Annotated in this window: 23 protein-coding genes; 22 read left to right on the forward strand and 1 reads right to left on the reverse strand. The window is 40.9% G+C overall.

What is annotated here, in order from left to right; translation table 11 throughout:
* The first annotated feature begins 11 nt into the window (after positions 1 to 11).
* The 22 genes from FTU29_RS00415 (at position 12) to pyrF (ending at position 17,247) form a co-directional block, all read left to right on the forward strand.
* The gene (locus FTU29_RS00415; protein ID WP_078193671.1) at positions 12 to 434 is read left to right on the forward strand and encodes a biopolymer transporter ExbD; all 423 of its coding nucleotides are present in this window, start codon (positions 12 to 14) and stop codon (positions 432 to 434) included.
* The gene (gene msbA / locus FTU29_RS00420) at positions 434 to 2,161 is read left to right on the forward strand and encodes a lipid A export permease/ATP-binding protein MsbA (RefSeq protein WP_180119772.1); all 1,728 of its coding nucleotides are present in this window, start codon (positions 434 to 436) and stop codon (positions 2,159 to 2,161) included. Before FTU29_RS00415 ends, msbA begins: the two co-directional genes overlap by 1 nt.
* A 3-nt stretch (positions 2,162 to 2,164) precedes the next feature.
* A complete protein-coding gene (gene lpxK / locus FTU29_RS00425) occupies positions 2,165 to 3,178 on the forward strand; it encodes a tetraacyldisaccharide 4'-kinase (RefSeq protein ID WP_180119774.1) in 1,014 nt (337 codons plus the stop codon).
* A gap of 3 nt (positions 3,179 to 3,181) precedes the next feature.
* Entirely contained in the window at positions 3,182 to 3,943 is a 762-nt protein-coding gene (gene kdsB / locus FTU29_RS00430) for a 3-deoxy-manno-octulosonate cytidylyltransferase (protein ID WP_180119776.1), read from the forward strand.
* 13 nt (positions 3,944 to 3,956) lie between these two features.
* Positions 3,957 to 4,940, forward strand: coding sequence for a DNA polymerase III subunit delta' (locus FTU29_RS00435; RefSeq protein WP_180119778.1), 984 nt, complete (start codon positions 3,957 to 3,959; stop codon positions 4,938 to 4,940).
* A gap of 15 nt (positions 4,941 to 4,955) precedes the next feature.
* Complete coding sequence (locus FTU29_RS00440; RefSeq protein ID WP_111885061.1) at positions 4,956 to 5,297, forward strand: PilZ domain-containing protein; 342 nt, start codon at positions 4,956 to 4,958, stop codon at positions 5,295 to 5,297.
* A gap of 31 nt (positions 5,298 to 5,328) precedes the next feature.
* Positions 5,329 to 6,102 (forward strand): TatD family hydrolase, encoded by a 774-nt coding sequence (locus tag FTU29_RS00445; protein ID WP_111885060.1) that lies wholly within the window; start codon positions 5,329 to 5,331, stop codon positions 6,100 to 6,102.
* A 42-nt stretch (positions 6,103 to 6,144) separates the two neighbouring features.
* Complete coding sequence (locus tag FTU29_RS00450; protein WP_078193665.1) at positions 6,145 to 6,759, forward strand: TetR/AcrR family transcriptional regulator; 615 nt, start codon at positions 6,145 to 6,147, stop codon at positions 6,757 to 6,759.
* Between the two features lie 9 nt (positions 6,760 to 6,768).
* Positions 6,769 to 7,326 (forward strand): type II secretion system protein, encoded by a 558-nt coding sequence (locus FTU29_RS00455; RefSeq protein ID WP_180119780.1) that lies wholly within the window; start codon positions 6,769 to 6,771, stop codon positions 7,324 to 7,326.
* Positions 7,316 to 7,708, forward strand: coding sequence for a type II secretion system minor pseudopilin GspI (gene gspI / locus FTU29_RS00460; RefSeq protein WP_078188947.1), 393 nt, complete (start codon positions 7,316 to 7,318; stop codon positions 7,706 to 7,708). The genes FTU29_RS00455 and gspI overlap by 11 nt, the downstream gene beginning before the upstream one ends.
* A gap of 46 nt (positions 7,709 to 7,754) precedes the next feature.
* Complete coding sequence (gspJ, locus tag FTU29_RS00465) at positions 7,755 to 8,384, forward strand: type II secretion system minor pseudopilin GspJ (RefSeq protein WP_180120340.1); 630 nt, start codon at positions 7,755 to 7,757, stop codon at positions 8,382 to 8,384.
* A 39-nt stretch (positions 8,385 to 8,423) separates the two neighbouring features.
* Complete coding sequence (gene gspK, locus FTU29_RS00470) at positions 8,424 to 9,371, forward strand: type II secretion system minor pseudopilin GspK (protein WP_180119782.1); 948 nt, start codon at positions 8,424 to 8,426, stop codon at positions 9,369 to 9,371.
* A gap of 130 nt (positions 9,372 to 9,501) precedes the next feature.
* On the forward strand, positions 9,502 to 10,098 hold the full coding sequence (locus FTU29_RS00475; protein WP_180077646.1) for a 6-carboxytetrahydropterin synthase: 597 nt from the start codon (positions 9,502 to 9,504) through the stop codon (positions 10,096 to 10,098).
* Positions 10,099 to 10,134: 36 nt separating this feature from the next.
* On the forward strand, positions 10,135 to 10,848 hold the full coding sequence (gene ung / locus FTU29_RS00480) for a uracil-DNA glycosylase (RefSeq protein WP_111885056.1): 714 nt from the start codon (positions 10,135 to 10,137) through the stop codon (positions 10,846 to 10,848).
* Complete coding sequence (locus FTU29_RS00485) at positions 10,845 to 11,966, forward strand: enoyl-CoA hydratase/isomerase family protein (RefSeq protein WP_078188941.1); 1,122 nt, start codon at positions 10,845 to 10,847, stop codon at positions 11,964 to 11,966. The genes ung and FTU29_RS00485 overlap by 4 nt, the downstream gene beginning before the upstream one ends.
* A 7-nt stretch (positions 11,967 to 11,973) precedes the next feature.
* Positions 11,974 to 12,525 carry a tRNA adenosine(34) deaminase TadA gene (tadA, locus tag FTU29_RS00490; RefSeq protein WP_180119784.1) on the forward strand — a complete coding sequence of 184 codons (552 nt, stop codon included), beginning with the start codon at positions 11,974 to 11,976 and terminating at the stop codon, positions 12,523 to 12,525.
* A gap of 26 nt (positions 12,526 to 12,551) precedes the next feature.
* Entirely contained in the window at positions 12,552 to 12,983 is a 432-nt protein-coding gene (locus FTU29_RS00495) for an SRPBCC family protein (RefSeq protein WP_180102905.1), read from the forward strand.
* A gap of 17 nt (positions 12,984 to 13,000) precedes the next feature.
* Positions 13,001 to 13,684 (forward strand): (d)CMP kinase, encoded by a 684-nt coding sequence (cmk, locus tag FTU29_RS00500; protein ID WP_078193656.1) that lies wholly within the window; start codon positions 13,001 to 13,003, stop codon positions 13,682 to 13,684.
* Between the two features lie 107 nt (positions 13,685 to 13,791).
* Positions 13,792 to 15,471, forward strand: a complete 1,680-nt coding sequence (gene rpsA, locus FTU29_RS00505; protein WP_078193655.1) for a 30S ribosomal protein S1 — start codon at positions 13,792 to 13,794, stop codon at positions 15,469 to 15,471.
* Between the two features lie 162 nt (positions 15,472 to 15,633).
* A complete protein-coding gene (locus tag FTU29_RS00510; RefSeq protein WP_067767464.1) occupies positions 15,634 to 15,936 on the forward strand; it encodes an integration host factor subunit beta in 303 nt (100 codons plus the stop codon).
* A gap of 24 nt (positions 15,937 to 15,960) precedes the next feature.
* Positions 15,961 to 16,326 carry a lipopolysaccharide assembly protein LapA domain-containing protein gene (locus FTU29_RS00515; protein ID WP_180023907.1) on the forward strand — a complete coding sequence of 122 codons (366 nt, stop codon included), beginning with the start codon at positions 15,961 to 15,963 and terminating at the stop codon, positions 16,324 to 16,326.
* Positions 16,327 to 16,566: 240 nt separating this feature from the next.
* The gene (gene pyrF / locus FTU29_RS00520) at positions 16,567 to 17,247 is read left to right on the forward strand and encodes an orotidine-5'-phosphate decarboxylase (RefSeq protein WP_180119786.1); all 681 of its coding nucleotides are present in this window, start codon (positions 16,567 to 16,569) and stop codon (positions 17,245 to 17,247) included.
* A gap of 77 nt (positions 17,248 to 17,324) precedes the next feature.
* Here pyrF and FTU29_RS00525 read toward each other — a convergent pair whose 3' ends face one another.
* Positions 17,325 to 18,233 carry a lysine exporter LysO family protein gene (locus tag FTU29_RS00525; protein ID WP_180119788.1) on the reverse strand — a complete coding sequence of 303 codons (909 nt, stop codon included), beginning with the start codon at positions 18,231 to 18,233 and terminating at the stop codon, positions 17,325 to 17,327.
* Between the last annotated feature and the right edge of the window lie 42 nt (positions 18,234 to 18,275).

An 18,275-nucleotide genomic window follows, 5' to 3' on the forward strand; every position in this document is an offset into this window, starting at 1 on the left:
GGAGACTGCGCATGAAATTTAAACGTCGTCAGGTTGAAGATATTCATATCAACCTCACACCGATGATTGACTGTTTGATGTTCATTTTGGTGTTCTTGTTGCTCTCGACCACCTTTAACCAGATGAGTCGAATGAACCTGACTTTGCCAGATGCACAGGGTGTTCCACCTAAAAACTATGATCAAAAGATTGAAGTTGTGGTGGATTCAACAGGACATTATTCTGTCAATGGTCAGTCATTGGCGAGTAAAGAAGTCTCTGATTTGAATACTGCAATTAAACAGACAGCCAATGATCGTCGTGATTTAATGTTTGTGATTGCAGCAGATGCAAAAGCAACACATCAGGATGTGATTCGGGTGATGGATGTTGCAGGTCAACTTGGATTTGTGAATATCAACATCAGTACCAAAGTTCCAACTCGAGGTTATTAGTGAAGCACGATTTTAAGGTCTATTTACGCCTATTAAGTTATTTAAAACCTTTTTGGGGAATCGGCCTGCTGGTTTTGCTTGGTTTCGGTATTAATGCTGCGACAGAAGTTTCTGTCGCAAAATTATTGGAACGCATTATTGAAGCCATTCAAAACAAAGATCAAAGCTTTACAACCTTATTTCCACTCTTGGTGGTTTTATTGATGTTCTTCCGTGGACTCGGTTTGTTCATGGGGGGATATTTTACCGCAGTGATTTCTCGAAACTTAATTTTTAATATTCGTCAGCAAGTGTTCGCAAAACTCATGCGTTTGCCTTCGCAATATTATTTAGATAATTCGAGCGGTCATATCACTGCAAAAATTATGTATAACGTTGAACAGTTGACGGCGGCATCGTCTGAGTCACTGAAAACGATTGTACAACAGGGTCTGATTACCATCGCATTATTGGGTTATTTGCTCTATACCAATTGGCGTTTAACCCTGTGTATTTTGATTTTTGGCCCAATTATTGGTCTGATCATCCGTAAAGCGTCCAAGCGCATGCGTAAATTATCCATGCAAGTACAAAGTACAATGGGGGATGTTAACCATGTGGTGCAAGAGACAGTACAAGGCAACTTGGTAGTGAAGGGCTTTGCAGGGCAAGATTATGAACAAAAACGTTTTTATGAAAGCTCAATGGAGAACTTACGCCGCGGCTTAAAAATGGTTGTGGTGCAGCAACTCAATAGCCCAATTGTTCAGCTGATTATGTCGATCGCGCTCAGTATCGTGATGTATATCGCGCTACGCCCAGAGATTTTACAAGATACAACAGCAGGTGAGTTTGTTGCCTATATTACTGCCGCAGGTATGCTGAGTAAGCCAATTAAAACCTTGACGGATGTCAACGAAAAACTACAACGAGGCATGGCAGCGGCCTATTCGGTATTTGAATTGCTAGATATGCCTGAAGAAGTGAATAACGGTACGCTGAAGCCTGCTTTGAAAGGTGATGTCGAATTTAAAAATGTCAATTTGATCTATGCTGATGGTCACCATGCGATTCATGACTTCAATTTAAAAGTTAATGCAGGGCAAACCATTGCATTAGTTGGGCGTTCAGGTGCAGGTAAAACTTCATTGGTCAATCTGTTGGTGCGTTACCAAGAGGTGTCTTCTGGGCAATTGTTGCTTGATCAGCATGATATTCACAATATAGAACTCAATAGCTTGCGTACTCAGATTTCGATGGTCAATCAACAAGTGGTTTTGTTTAACCGTACAGTACGTGAAAATATCGCTTATGGTCAGCTCGAGCATGCAACAGATGAGCAAGTCATTGCTGCTGCCAAAGCTGCATTTGCACATGATTTTATTATGGATTTACCGCAAGGATATGACACACCATTGGGTGCCCAAGGTTTAAACCTATCTGGTGGTCAACGTCAACGGATTGCAATTGCTCGTGCCATTTTGAAAAATGCACCGATCTTAATTTTAGATGAAGCGACCAGTGCGCTAGATAACGAATCTGAATTTTTCATTCAGCAAGCATTTGATGCTGCGATGCAAGATCGTACCACGATCGTGATTGCGCATCGTTTATCGACCATTGAAAATGCAGACTGTATTGTAGTGATGGATAAAGGGCGTATTATTGAACAAGGTTCGCATACAGAATTGATGGCACAACGTGGTGCATATTACCAACTTCATCAGCGTAATTTTGAGGAAAATTAAGTCATGTCTTTTACACAATTGATTCAGGATGCTTGGAATGAACAGGCAAAGTGGCTCGTTGTGTTTAGACCTTTGTCATGGCTTTATCGTGGCGGCTTTTTACTCAATAAAAAACTCTATCAATCAGGTATAAAGCAAAGCTATAAAGCGCCCATTCCAGTCATGGTCATTGGTAACATCACAGTCGGTGGAAGTGGTAAAACCCCTTTGCTCATTCACTTGGTTAGTTATTTAAATAGCTTAAAGCTGCGTGTTGGTGTGATCAGTCGTGGCTATGGTGGTCAAGGACCATTTCCGGCCTATGTGGATTTAGATTCGACGGCTGAAATCGTGGGTGATGAACCGAGCTTAATCGTTCAGTCTACAGGTGTGCCGATGGCGGTCGGTCCAAATCGCCAACAAAGTATTGAGTTGCTGCTATCTAAGCATGAATTGGATTTGATTATCTGTGATGATGGTTTGCAGCATTGGGCGCTTCAACGTCAGTTGGAGTGGATCGTGCTGGATAATAACCGTGGTTTAGGCAATGAAAAATTATTACCCGAAGGTTATTTGCGTGAACCGAAAAAGCGCCTTGCCAGTGGAACGGTCATTGAACATGCAGCAGATCCAAGTTCTCCACTGAATATGCACCTAGAAGCGGCGCAGCCTTATTTGCTCAATAAAGATCTTGTGACGACATTTGATGCAAATAAAGATTTTTATGCTGTGGTGGGTATTGGCTTTCCGCAACGATTTTATAAAACTTTAGAAAATATGGGGATTCATCAATTTCAATGTCATGAATTTCCAGATCATTATGAATATGAACTGAGTGATTTGCAGTTTGAAGATGCCAATCCCATCATTACCACTGAAAAAGATGCAGTTAAAATTTTAGCGATCCTCAAAAATAATCCAGATTTTAAAAGAGAAATATGGGTTGTTCCTGTAGATGCAGTGTTATCACCTGCGTGTTATGAAACTTTGCATGCGCAGTTGAAACAACTGGGTCTGAAACTTCCCGAAGGCATTTAATTTATGAAACATATTGTTATTCCTGCACGTTTTTCAAGTTCACGTTTACCAGGTAAGCCATTGCTAGAAATTCATGGCCGTCCGATGATTTTACGTGTAGTCGATCAAGCTAAAAAAGTTGCAGGATTCGATGACCTATGTGTTGCTACAGATGATGAGCGTATTGCAGCAGTATGTCGTGCGGAAGGGGTTGATGTGGTATTGACCTCTGCAGAGCATCCATCTGGTACAGATCGTTTAAGTGAAGTTGCACGCATCAAAGGTTGGGCGAGTGATGACATTATTGTCAATGTGCAGGGCGATGAACCTTTGCTTCCCGCTCAATTGGTAAAACAAGTTGCACAATTACTTGTAGATCAGCCGACATGTTCAATGTCGACGCTCTGTGAGCTGATTCATAGTCTGGATGAGTTTCAACGTGACAGTATCGTCAAAGTGGTGATGTCAAAGCACAATCAAGCGCTGTATTTCAGCCGTGCGACTATTCCGTATGACCGAGACGGTGCAAAGCAAGTAGAACAAACCTTGCATGATCAGGCTTATCGTCATTTAGGACTTTATGCATACCGCGTAAAACTACTACAAGAATATGTCACTTGGGATATGGGTGTACTAGAAAAATTAGAAAGCCTTGAACAATTACGCGTTTTGGAAAATGGTCACCGTATTGCCATTGCTGTGGCAGAAGCGAATCTTCCACCGGGCGTAGACACTCAAGCTGACCTTGATCGTTTGAACCAAATGGATGTTTCAAACTTCGAATAAGGTTAAACGATTTATGCAAAATGACATTGTGGCGCAAGTGTATCCTTGGCAGCAAAACACATGGAATACATTAACCAGTCGTTTTCCACAACTGGGACATGGCGTGCTTTTGTATGGCAAAAAAGGCTGTGGTAAAGAGGCATTTGCAAAACAATTTCTTGCATGGGTGCTGTGTCAAAAACGTGATGAGCGGACTGAGCCATGTGGTGAGTGCGGGAGTTGCCAGTGGTTAAAGTCAGATACACATCCAAATTTTGTCCACATCAGCACAGATGAAGACAATAAAAAGCAAAACGCCAAAATTAAAATCGAAAAAATTCGTGATTTATTACCCTTTGTGCAGCAAACCGTAGACGGTTGGCGAGTTGTGTTGATTGAGCCCGCTGAAGCATTAAACATTGCGTCATCAAATGCATTGCTGAAAACACTTGAAGAGCCAGGCGAACGCATTGTGATTATGTTGTTGGCAGAGCATTATTTGAAATTGCCGGCAACCATTCGTAGTCGAATGCAGCACTATGCATTGGATCGTATTGAACCCGAACAATCACAGCAATATTTACAGCAGCATTTGCCCGATAGTGGTGAAACTCAGCGCAAAGTTCTCATGAACTTAGCCAGTCAAATGCCATTACAAGCAATTTCATTGGCAAATAGCGAATGGCTAAATATGCGCCAAGAGTTTCTACAAGATTGGCAAAAACTTGTGACTCAAAAAAACATGCCGATGGCAATTGCGACCAAGTGGAATAAAGCACTGAGTTTTAGTGATTTTAGTCAAATGTTTGAATACTTGTTGTCCGATATAATTTGTGTCAAGCTAAATCAATCCATAAAAAATATAGATTTGGATTTTGGAGTGTTGGCAGAGCAATATTCGCTCGAAACACTCTTTGGGATTTATACAGAATTACAGCAGTCTAAGCGGTTCATCGAGCAGAACGTACAGGGGAATCTGGTCGTAGATGAGCTTTGCATCAAACTGATGAATGTTTAATTAAGGGGAAACATCATGCAACCACGTATGGGCGGGATTGTTCACGCTAATATTCCAGATGTGGAAACACTTTTTGCGAGCTACATGCCTTATGTCGTTGGTGGAGGTTTATTTGTACCATCAAAGCAAGCTGTGAAAATGGGTGATGAGGTTTTCTTATTGGCGACTTTGCCTGAACAAAGTATAAAAATTCCTTTGACAGGAAAAGTGATTTGGATTTCGCAAAAGCAAAATGGCATTAAACCACAAGGCTTTGGAATTCAATTAAGTGGCGAAAAAGGCGTTTATTTCAAAACAGAAGCAGAGCGTTTACTTGCAGGGCTTAAATCTGAGGGGCGTAGAAGTTACACTATGTAGTTACAACAGTGAAGACTTGTAGGTACATATTGTGTTTGTAGATACCCATTGCCATTTAACCATGCTCGACTTAAGCCCTTATGAGGGTAATTTAGATCTTGCATTGGATCAGGCTCGTCAAGCCGGGGTCTCAAAATTTATGAGTATCTCGGTTGATCTAGATGACCATATTGAACTTTCAAAAATTGCTGCACGTCATGCCGATGTAGGTTATTCCGTTGGGGTACACCCATGTGAAGATCCTGCAACGATGGCTCGGGCAACAGAAGAATATCTCATTGAATTAGCACAACCTGAAAAGGTTTGGGCGATTGGTGAAACAGGGCTGGACTATTTTCATAGTACAGACTTTATTGCAGAGCAAAAAGAATGCTTTGCCCGCCATATTCACGCATCACAAGCTGTAAAAAAACCAGTGGTTGTTCATACCCGTTCTGCAAAGCATGATACGGTGGATATTATCCGTGCAGAGAAATCCACTCACGGGATTTTGCATTGTTTTACTGAAGATTGGGAAACAGCAAAAGCGGTCTTAGATTGTGGTTATTACGTGTCATTTTCAGGCATTGTTTCTTTTAAAAATGCGCAAGATTTACGTGATGTGGCTAAGCAAGTACCACTGGATCGCGTGCTGATCGAAACAGATAGCCCATACCTTGCACCGATGCCCTATAGAGGAAAGTCTAATGAACCAAAATACGTTCCTTATGTAGCCAAAGCCTTAAGTGATGTATATGATAAGTCAATTGAAGAGATGGCTTTCATTACAATGCAAAACTTTGAAAATCTCCTCAATCTTAAGTAAATAATTTGAATTGATATAAGAGTAAGAGAGTATAGGGTGAAGATGGATCGTCAAGCTCAGTTTAGAGCAAGAGAGGCATTAATTTTCCAAGTGGCAGAGCAGCTGCTATTGGAAAATGGCGAAGCAGGGATGACACTAGATGCGCTAGCGGCAGAACTCGACTTGGCAAAAGGGACGTTATATAAACATTTTCAAAGTAAAGATGAACTATATATGTTGCTCATTATTCGTAATGAACGCATGTTATTGGAAATGATTAAAGACACCGATAAAGCTTTTCCTGAACACCTTGCTTTCTTTATGTTGCATCACTTACATCACCCAGAACGTACAGTGTTGTTTCATCAAATTGAAGAGCGTCTATCGACAACGGGTGTGGGTATTCAGCACTTGTTTAGTGAACTATATCAAGTGCGCAAACAACGCCTACGATTGATCATTCGTATGACTGAGCATTATTTGGAGTCGATTCAAAGTAGCATGCCAGTACGTGATTATCTTGCTTCAATTTGGTCACTTACACATGGCGCTGCAGCAATTTTGAACTCTAGTTTTTATCAGCGTTATTTGGGTTCAAGAGACACCTTGCGGGTTGCTTATATTGATCAAGCCTTGGCCTTACCAAAACAAGTGCATGCGGTTGCTCAATTCGCTTAAAGGCTACTTATGAAAATAGCATCACCATCATTGGTTCGTGGCTTCACCCTCGTAGAATTGATGGTGGTGATTGTGATTATGGGCATTATGGCCTCATTAGTGCTTTTAAATATCGGTGGGACAGATCAACGCAAAGCCATGCAGGCACGTGAAGTGTTTGTGATGGATCTAAAACGAATTTTACGCGATGCAAATGATCAAGCTTTGATATTGGCCCTACAGCAAAAAGCTGGAACGGATGTCAACACCCAAAGCTATGCGGTACAAGAATATTTACCAGAACAAAAACGTGTAGAAAATAGTATTTTAAATCAAAATAATAAATGGCAAAACTATAAAGATTTTGAAACCCGAGTATTACCTGAAAATGTCTCTTTTACAATTCAGCCTTTAGATCAGCAGTATGAAAATGCCAATAATGATGATTTGTTAAATACCAATGCACCCAAGTTGATATGGTTGGGCAATGGTGAGGTAAAGCCTGTGCGTATACAGTTTTATTTTGAAGAACGTCCCATTGGTAATGAAATCGAAATTGATCATTTAGGGAAAGTCAATGCGGGCTAAAGGGTTTACGCTACTTGAAGTCATGGTGGCATTGGCGATTTTTGCGACGGCGGCAATGGCTTTGTCTAATGTTGCGATGCAATATACACAGTCGACAGCACACGCAATTTTAAGAAATAAAGCACAATTCGTCGCGTTGAATGAAATCGCTAAGATGGAAATCAATCGTGAATGGATGACAGGTACTGCATCTAAACAAGTCACTGAACAAGGCGAACAATGGCAAATTGACAAAAAAGCCCAAGCCACCATTAGTCCAAATGTACAACGTATTGATATCCAAGTGAGTTTGATGAATGCTGAAACAGGCGATGTTGAAGCAGGGATTAGCAGTTTGGTGTTCTTTAACTATAAGGCTCCGTTGGATGAAAATAATAACTAGAAAAAAACGTACATCTCAAGATATGCCTGTGCTTGTGCAGCAAGGAATGAGGAATCGAGCAGGATTTACCTTAGTTGAGCTTTTGGTTGCGATTGCTATTTTCGCAGTGCTGTCTGCTTTGGGCTGGAAGGTCTTTGATTATGTCTCGAAAGTGAAAGAGCGAAACGCAACCCATGAAGTAAGGCTCAGTCAGTTGCAAGATGCCCATCAGCAAATACTCAGAGACACAGTACAAGCTGTGCCCTTAACTGCCAATATTAATGGAGATATTCAACCAGCGTTAGTATTGCAAAATGGCCGATTTAATTTCAGTAAGACAGGTGTCACTGATCCATTAAATCAGGGCATTGCACCTGATGAGCGAGTGGAATATCAATACAAAGCTGATGAAAAAAAATTGTATCGGCTAAAGTTTAAAAATCTAAACCAAACGGGGCATGATCAGCCAGATTCGAGTGTGTTACTGGATAATGTAGAGCAATTTAAAATCACGGTACTCAATCCAAATGAGTTAGAGAATTGGCCAGATGCTGCCGCTGATTTGAATAATGAAAAAACCATACAACTGTTACCGCGGGGTATCAGGATGCAGCTCACAGTTGATGGGACAAACTACGAATGGTTATTCAGTTTGTTAAATACTGATTTTTTATTGGATAAAAATAAGAATGGTTAACGTTCAGGTAGTAGAGGCATTTGAAGTTCGGAGTTGCGTATGAAACAGCAACGTGGCATCGCTTTGTTAACTATCCTGATGATGGTAGCTTTGGCAACCATAGTTGCAGCAGGCATCGCAAAACAACAAGCCAATACTTCTGAAAATACCGCTTATGTGATGCGCCAAAATCAGTCGTTGTTATATGCGAAAAGTGCCGAAGCATTTTTTGCTGAACTTTTGGTGAATGATGCCGAAAATGCAGGGCAGGTGGATCACCTCCAAGAAAATTGGGCTCAGCCTATGCCAGCCTTTCCTGTGGAAGGTGGAACTGTTGCAGGTGTGCTCCAAGACGAATCTGGAAAATTTAACCTCAATAGTTTGGTTTCAGAAGAGGGTGTGGTAAATGACAAAGCAAAGCTATGGTTTGAAAAAATATTGCAGCGTGTTGGTTTACCCGCAGAATTAAGTCAAGCCGTGATTGATTGGCAAGATGAAGATGATGAGACCTCTGGCCCGATGGGCGCAGAGCTGGCGTACTATCGTAGTTTAAATAATGCGGCGCTACCACCAAATGCAAAATTTCATAGTGTGGAAGAGCTGAAATCAGTGCGTGGTTTTGACGGTGCTAAATATAAACTAATTGCGCCTTATGTGAGTAGCTTACCTTCGCATGAAACAACGGTAAACATTAATACCGCTTCTGCATTTTTGTTAGCGACCATGGATGATCGTTTAGATGTCAATGCAGTTGAGCAAGCTTTGCAACAAAAAGCTGCCAAATTTGAACATTTCGAAAATATCAATGATTTATGGGCAATGGAGCCATTTGCACAGGTGAGCACAGAAAATAGGGAAGTTTTAAATTCACAATTGGGTGTGCAGTCGAACTATTTTAAAGCGCAAATTGAAATTATTTTAAATGAAAGAAAGCGTCAATTTACCAGTGAGTTAGTGCGAAAAGATAAAGATGTATATGTGGCTTTTCGCAGTATGGCACCATTTTAGGTCTTAAAGGTCGCTAAATTTTCATGATGCCTTTTCCCAATTGTGCTGAATAGCAAAATTAATGCCTCTTGTTAGACTTTTGCATTATAATCTCTGAGAACCCATAGATTATTTGATTGCATTACGACACATGTTAATTCGTAAGTTATTTAAATTTGAAAACGCGCATATCGTGCGTAATTGCACGTCAGACCGTTGCAAACGTTCCATTCATGGACACAGTTATAAAGTCGAACTATTACTCAAAGCGTCGAAACTTGACCATGGGCAAATGGTTTACGATTTCGGTTTGCTCAAAGGGGTAATTAAAGACTTATTTGACAGTTTTGATCACGCGATTTGTTTTTGGCAACACGATGATGCTGAGTACATTCGTGCCTGCAAACAGTTCAGTGCACGTTGGGTCGAACTACCCGTATCGCCCTCAGCGGAACAATTTTCACGAATCTTCTTTTACTTAGCACAACAAGTTCTAAAATCAACAGAAACTCAAAATGGTGAGGGTGATGTTGAGGTGTATTCTGTGATCGTGCATGAGACAGACACAGGCTATGCGCAAAGCTTCTTAGAAGATATCGACAACGCACAAATGGGGTTGTTGCAGTTAGATCAAATTATCTTCTCCGAACAGGTTCAGTCGGAATGGAACGATACCCAGATGTATGAAAAATTAAAACAGGGTCAAAAATTTTTAAACCCTGCAGTTGATTTACAAGTTAGAATTTAAGTAAATATTTGGTTTTATTAGGATTGGTTAACAGTGATGTCTTTAACAGAAGAGCAACAAGCAAAACTCGCTAAAGTGCAGCTTGAGCCTAGCTGGAAATATGCCCTAAGTGAGTTTTTGCTTAGCCCTCGCATGGATGAGTTAAAAGACTTTCTGCTACAACAAATCAAACAGGATAAAGTGATTTATCCACCGAATCCGCTGATCTTTAATGCCTTAAACACGACACCTATGGCAAATGTAAAGGTGGTGATTTTAGGCCAAGACCCGTATCATGGGCCAAATCAGGCACATGGTTTAAGCTTTTCGGTACAAAAGGGGGTTGCATTACCACCTTCTTTACGTAATATCTTCCATGAGTTAAATGCTGACCTCGGGGTTCCTGTGTCAAAACATGGGGACTTAACACGCTGGGCAGAACAAGGTGTTTTGCTTTTAAATGCGGTACTGACTGTTGAGGCTGGGCAACCAACTTCACATCAAAAACGTGGATGGGAAGATTTTACAGACCATGTGATTGATGTTTTAAATGAACAACGTGAGCATATCGTCTTTATTTTATGGGGGGCATATGCACAGCGTAAGGGACAACGCATTGACCAAAATAAGCACTTAGTGCTAAAAGCCGCGCATCCATCTCCTTTGGCTGCAAACCGCGGTGGATTTTTTGGTTGTAAGGTGTTTTCAAAAAGTAATAATTATCTTAAACAAAATGGCATTGAGCCAATAGACTGGCAGCTGGACGCATGACTTATTCTCCCGTTTCAAAAAATTATCACCCAGATCTGATTGTTGAAGAAGCGAAAAAGGGCTGGCGCATTGTTCGCTTGAATCGCCCAAAATCGCTTCATGCATTAGATGAATCAATCTGCACAGCGTTGCTTGAAGTCTTTCAGGACTTTCAACACGATGATGCTGTAAAAGCAATTTGGTTAGATTCCACTACGCCGAAAGCATTTTGTGCAGGTGGCGATGTACGCAAATTGCGACAATTGGTGGTCAATGATGAAGTTGAAACGGCGAATAAATTCTTTGAACAAGAATATGCCCTAGATTTGCTGCTGCATAACTATGCAAAGCCGATTTTGGTTTGGGGCGAAGGTTATGTGATGGGTGGTGGCCTAGGTCTATTTATGGCCGCACCTTTCCGTTTGGTAACACCTTATTCACGTTTAGCAATGCCTGAAATTAATATCGGTTTGTATCCAGATGTCGGTGCGACACGTTTCTTGGCTGATCGTGGCGCCATTGGGTTGTTTACTGGGTTAACTGGCTCTATTATGACCGCAGCAGGTGCTTATGGTATCGGTTGGGCAACGCATATTTGTGATGCACAGCGTGATAACGTACTTGAAACTGTCATTAATATTGATTGGGATCATTATCCAGCTGGCGATTTTCGTGCCATCGATGACACTTTAAATAGTATGCATCGTCCTGTGGGGCCTGGCCCATTACAAAATTCATTGGATGTAATTCAAAGTGTGTGCCGCGGACATAATTTTGAACATGACTATGAATCAATTATTGGTTTAAGCGATGCACGCAGTGATTGGCTACGTCAAGCCAGTGAAAATCTACAAAAAGGTTCACCTGCAACCGCCGCATTAACATGGTTGTTGTGGCAGTGGGGCAAGCAAGTGCATTCTTGGAATGAAGTGTTTGAACTTGAAACCCAAATTTCGGATTGGAAAATTCGTCATGCAGACTTTGTGGAAGGTGTGCGCGCACGTCTAGTCGATAAAGACCTGTCTCCAGAATGGAAAAAAGGTACAGATCTTTCCCTTAAAGGAATTCTGGCTGATGAGCCTCCTGTAACCAATATTGACAGTTGGAATGCACTGTTAAGACAGTATGGTGTAATTTAATTAATTGATGTCTGAACAAAACCAATATAGTGATGAACATTGGATGCAGCTTGCTTTTGAGCAGGCTGCACAGGCTGCCGAATTGCAAGAAATTCCTGTAGGCGCAGTCATTGTGAGTCAAAATCAAGTCATAGGTGCAGGGTTTAATGCGCCGATTTCTCTGAAAGATCCCACCGCACATGCGGAAGTACAAGCTTTGCGTCAAGCTTGTTTAAATATCGATAATTACCGTTTACCTGACGATGCAACCTTATATGTAACTTTGGAACCATGCACAATGTGTGTGGGCGCTTTGGTACATTCGAGAATTAAGCGTGTGGTATTTGCGACGACTGAACCTAAAGCAGGTTCTTTGGTCAGTTCGCGTCAATTATTAAATTCAGGCTACTATAATCATATCTTTGAGTTTGAGCATGGTTGCCTACAAGAGCAATGCTCCCAACAATTAAGTGATTTTTTTAAAATGCGTCGTGAACAAAAACGACTGATGAAGTTACAGGAAAAAGCCACTTTGACTGAACTTAATTTAAAAAATCAAGTAAACTCTACTGACAATTAATATTGTCAAATAAAATAGGGTACAACATGAAATCCATTCAAGTAAAAAAAGAATTTAATGCACCGGTCGAGCAGGTTTTTGAATTACTTTCAAAACATTCGACCTATAACGTGGCTTTTGCGCCGATTCAAGTGGTGCGCGTAAAAGATTCAGCAGATCCTGAACGTCCTGATGGTGTAGGTTCTGTACGTCGTATGGGCTTTGGGCCCGTGAAGCCATTACAAGAGCAAATTACTTTGCTTGAGCCAAACCAACGTATTGAATATAAAATTATTAAAAACCCATTGGTGAAACATCATTTGGGCGTGATTCAATTCGAAGCGATCGATGCCGGGCGTACTTTAATCACTTATACGATTGAATTACAGACGCGTGCGCCATTCGTTAGTCATTTAATCCTTGCGCAACTGAAGTCAGCGATTAAAATTGGTTTTTCAAAACTTGCAAAAACCGTATAAACAAAAGTGGAAGAGCAATGACAGTTCAAATCATTACAATTGATGGCCCAAGTGGCTCAGGTAAAGGAACATTGGCAGCAAAAATTGCGGCACATTATCAGTTCCACTTACTCGACTCAGGTGCGTTATATCGTCTGTTGGGATTGTCATTGCATAAGCAAGACTTAATTGATGCATTAGACTCTAAGCTGGATGAATGCGTAAAAATTGCAACAAATTTAGACATACAATTTGTGACAAATGAAGCAGGTGTTTCGGTGCTTTTAGATGGTGAAGATGTCTCAAAAGTTATCCGTACTGAGAGAGTCGGAGAGTTTGCCTCAAAAGTTGCTGCAATTCCTGCACTTAGAACTGCGCTTTTAGAACGTCAGCATGCCTTTGCTCAAGCACCTGGTTTGGTTGCAGATGGCCGTGATATGGCAACTACGATTTTTCCAAATGCTCAAGCCAAGATATATTTAACGGCTTCAGCTCAGTCCCGTGCGGAGCGCCGTGTAAATCAGTTGCAGGCTATGGGCGTGGATGTTAAAATAAACGACATTTTAGCTAATATCGAAGCGCGTGATAAGCGAGATATGGAACGCGCAGTCGCTCCACTCAAGCCTGCGCCAGATGCTTACTTCATTGATAGTTCAACTTTGAGTATTGATGAAGTATTCACGCTGATGACGAATTACATCGATCAGCAATTAGCAAACTAAAGAATTTTCAGCAGAAGCATAGCTTGATCAGTCTTATACGGACTATGTAGACGCTTAATTAAACCGGCCTTGTCTGATCCAAGACCGCTGACTTTACTAGGTATATCATGACCGAATCTTTTGCAGCCCTCTTTGAAGAAAGCGAATTAAACCTCAACGTTGAAAAGGGTGCTGTCATCCAAGGCGTTGTAGTAAGCATCGACTCTGACTGGGTAACAGTTGACACTGGCCTTAAATCAGAAGGTATTGTTGACCGCGCTGAATTCTTAAATGAACAACGTGAACTTGAAGTTCAAGTTGGCGACACTGTTGATGTAGTTGTTGAAGCTCTTGACAACGGTATGGGTCAAACAGTTTTATCACGTGAAAAAGCTAAACGTGCTGAAACTTGGACTAAACTTGAAAAAATCTTTGAAGACGGCGAAATCGTTACTGGTGTTATCTCTGGTAAGGTTAAAGGCGGTTTCACTGTTGACATCGGTCCAGTTCGTGCGTTCCTTCCAGGTTCTTTAGTTGATACTCGTCCTATTCGTGATACTACTCACTTAGAAGGTAAAGAGTTAGAATTTAAAGTAATCAAACTAGATGCTAAACGTAACAACGTTGTTGTATCTCGTCGTGCTGTTATGGAAGCTGAATCTTCAGCTGACCGTGAAGCTCTTCTTGCTCAGCTTGAAGAAGGTCAAACAGTTACTGGTACTATCAAAAATCTTACTGACTACGGCGCGTTCGTTGACCTTGGCGGTATTGATGGTCTTCTTCACATCACTGACATGGCTTGGAAACGTATCAAGCACCCTTCAGAAGTTGTTGAAGTTGGTCAAGAAGTTACTGTTAAAGTACTTAAATTCGACCGCGAACGTAACCGCGTATCTTTAGGCCTTAAACAATTAGGCGAAGATCCATGGTTAGCGATCATGAACCGTTACCCTAAAGGTTCTATCGTTAAAGCTCGTGTAACTAACTTAACTGACTACGGTTGCTTCGCTGAAATCGCTGAAGGCGTTGAAGGTTTAGTACACGTTTCAGAAATGGACCACACTAACAAAAACATCCACCCATCTAAAGTTGTTCAGATCGGTGACGAAGTTGACGTTATGGTTCTTGAAGTTGATGAAGAGCGTCGTCGTATTTCTCTTGGTATCAAACAAACTCGTGCTAACCCATGGGAAGAGTTTGCTAAAGAACACGATAAAGGTGAAAAAGTTTCAGGTACTATCAAGTCAATCACTGACTTCGGTATCTTCATCGGTTTACCAGGCGGTATCGATGGTCTAGTTCACTTGTCTGACATTTCTTGGAACGAACAAGGCGAAGAAGCTATCCGTCGTTACAAGAAAGGTGACACAGTTGAAGCGGTTATCCTTTCAGTAGACGCTGAAGGCAACCGTATCAGCCTTGGCATCAAACAAATGAACAGCGATCCGTTCAACGATTTCTTAGCTGCTAACGAGCGCGGTGCGCTTGTTAAAGGTACTGTAACTGCAGTTGACGCTAAAGGCGCTACTGTTAAGTTAGCTGACGAAGTTGAAGCGACTCTTAAAGCATCTGAAATCAACCGCGACCGCGTTGAAGATGCAACTAAGTTCCTTGAAGTTGGTCAAGAAGTTGAAGCTAAAATCATCAACGTAGACCGCAAATCACGTTCTATCAACTTGTCTATCAAAGCGAAAGACGAAGCTGAAGAAAAAGAAGCAGTAGCTAACTTGAACAAGACAGCTACAGCAACTTCAGACAATGGTCCTAAGACTATTGGTGATTTGATCAAAGCTCAAATGAACCACTAAGTAAGTGTTTGAATTGTATTGTTAATGTAAATTAATTAATATATTTTACACAATTACTGTAACGGTAGCGTAGTAAGTGATTATTACGCTACCGTTTTGTATTTAAACAGGTTATTATCGGGAAACTGATCCTAGGTAGCTTGATAATTAAAGAGGTCGCAGATGACTACTGAAGCACTTAATAAGTCTGACTTAATAGAGCGTATTTCTCTTAAAAACCCACACTTAGCTGAACCCTTAGTGGAAGAGGCCGTTAAGATAATGATCGATCAAATGATCGAAGCTTTGTCTACAGACAACCGAATTGAAATCCGTGGTTTTGGTAGTTTTGCATTACATCACCGTGAACCACGTGTGGGTCGTAACCCAAAAACCGGCAAATCAGTTGAAGTTGCAGCAAAAGCTGTACCGCACTTTAAACCTGGTAAAGCTTTACGTGATGCGGTAAACGAATCTGCAAACTAATTTAAAACATAGTTAGGGGTGTTTATGCGTTACGTATTGGTCGTAATTCTATTAGTCCTATTTGGATACTCATTGGCTTTGGTACTGCAAAACGGAACTGAACTTTCAGTCGATTTGTTGTTTACACAAGTGCCTGCAATGCGTTTAGGGCTTTTATTGCTATTAACATTGTCATTAGGTTTGGTTTTAGGTCTTTTATTGGCAGTGCAAGTATTCCGAGTATTTCAAAATAACTGGGAAATTAAACGTCTACGTAAAGATATTGAGCGCCTACGTAAAGAGCAAATTCAAACTGCTCAACTGGCTGCTGCTGAAGCGGCTGCACATACACGTCATGAAAAAACAGTTTTAGATATTGATGCAAATGAGCGTCCTTCTAACCCGTTATAATTTGGTTTATGAAGTAAATTAACTACTTTTATGAGTATAGTTAAATTTTATATTAAACACTCTGGTGGATCATCGGGGTGTTTTTTTATGGGCTGAACAAATAAGCCATATATCTTAAATAAAATAATGAGATAGCTAAATTCAAATTAATCATTTCAATTAACATGAGTTTTATGACTTTCTGATCAAGTTGAATCCATCTATAATGCACTAATTTTGTCAAAATGAAGGGTAAGTCTCTTGAGTATCATCGTTGCACTAGATGCTAAAAGCCAATATGACGCACTTACAATTGCAGAGCAGTTAGATCCTGCATTATGTCGAGTTAAGGTTGGTAAAGAGTTATTTACCCATGAGGGTCCAAGTGTCGTTAAAGCATTGCACCATAAAGGTTTTGAAGTATTTCTAGATCTTAAATTCCATGATATTCCAAACACTACAGCACAAGCAGTTTGTGCAGCTGCGGATATGGGTGTGTGGATGGTCAATGTCCATGCATCAGGTGGCCGTAAAATGATGGAAACCTGTGTAGAGCGCCTAAAGGCGGGCAATTACAATACTCAGCTAATTGCTGTTACGGTTTTGACATCAATGGGTCGTGAAGATCTTGCGGAATTAGGCTTAGATGTGGAACCTTTTGAACATGTGAAGCGTCTTGCAACTTTAACAAAAGAAAGTGGTTTGGATGGTGTAGTTTGTTCGGCACAAGAAGCGAAAATGTTACGTGAAACTTTGGGTGCTGACTTTGCATTAGTAACACCGGGTATCCGTCCTGAGGGTTCTGCAGCGGATGATCAAAAACGAATTGTGACACCTAAACAAGCCATGCTTGATGGTTCTACACATTTGGTGATTGGCCGTCCAATTACTAAATCGGATAATATGCGTCAGACTTTAAAAGATATTTTGGCGACACTTTAATATTTACCCTCTCTCTAACTCTCTCCCAAAGGGAGAGAGAAAGTCCTCTCCCTTTGGGAGAGGATTTAGGTGAGGGGTTAGATAGCCGCCAATATACTCACCAATATCGGTGCAAGTACAGAAAGGATAAAGCCGCTGACCATGGCATGTGGAATAAAATCATTACCACAGGCTTGTTTGACCATAGGTAGGGTGACATCCATAGCTGTTGCACCCGCAGATGAAATTGCAGAGCGTGGGTAGCGCCAGCCAATAATATACATAAATACAATCGCAAAAATTTCTCTGAATAAATCATTCATCAGCGCGATACTGCCTAGATGCGCATTTTTTAATTCAGTCACGACGATACCTGTCATCGAATAGAAACCATAGCCTTGTGACAGCATAATCAAATCTTTCAGGCTGATTTGTGGCAAAAGATAGGCTGCAGCAAAAGCGCCCAAAAGTGAACCGACGATACAGCCCAGAGGAACAAGTAGAATTTTCCAATTTAACCAAGAATGATCGAGTGGTGAGTAGGCGAGATCTAGACCAATCAGAAACATGAAGACTAAAAGTAGATCCCAAGTACTCATATGTGGCTGAAGACTAAAATGTGCTGCAATTTCGGCAAAAGCATAACCTAAACCTAATGCAATAAAAGCATAGCTAATATTGATGAGTGAGCTTGTCACTAACTGCATGGACACTTTGCCATGACTAGGTTTGTAGCCTAAAAGCTTAAACAAAATATAGCAGCAAATAAAAGCACCCATTGAGGTCAATAGTGCAATAAGTACTGATGAAGAGAGGATTTGCAGAGGTGCTGGAATAGTGTGTAATGTTTCAGAAAATTCGATCGCAATCGCAAATAACAAAATATAAGTAAAGTACGGCAGGAGTTTAAAGGCGATTTTTTCAAGCCAAGTGGGTAGGCGACGTGCAAGAATAAAACCAAGCCCTAAACAGGCTAAGAGCTGGAAAATCAACCAGAAAGATTGCATACAAAAATAGGCAGATAATGAATACCTGCCTATTATGACCTG

Origin of the sequence: Acinetobacter sp. YH12086, from assembly GCF_013419345.1 — a bacterium.
GTDB classification, from domain to species: Bacteria; Pseudomonadota; Gammaproteobacteria; order Pseudomonadales; family Moraxellaceae; genus Acinetobacter; species Acinetobacter amyesii.